Below are 272 nucleotides of genomic sequence, written 5' to 3'. Positions count from 1 at the left end.
CGTGCCATTCGGACACACCGGTGGAAATATAGTGTTGCCTCTACGGGACTCAACCCTGTAAAGGATGCATCCTCCACGCATTATACCGAGGAATTTTTATATGATTTACATGCGGATCCGTATGAGCTGACCAACCTGATTGGCTATGAATCCCATCGCATTGTGGCTGACCGTTTGCGCGAGACACTGATTCGGCGCATGACAGAAGCCGGTGAAGAGGCTCCGACAATCGAAGCGGCACCCGCAGTGAAATCGGGACAGCGTAAGGTATC

The 272-nt window shown here is 51.8% G+C and carries 1 pseudogene; it reads left to right on the top strand.

From position 1 onward, the window contains the following. Positions 1-272, top strand: a pseudogene (locus tag KVT27_RS24660) (sulfatase-like hydrolase/transferase); the annotation flags it as partial.

It is taken from the genome of Lysinibacillus sp. GbtcB16, assembly GCF_019091145.1.
GTDB lineage: Bacteria > Bacillota > Bacilli > Bacillales_A > Planococcaceae > Lysinibacillus > Lysinibacillus fusiformis.
Note: the sequence above shows the minus strand (reverse complement) of the source record. Positions and strands in the feature narration are given on the sequence as shown.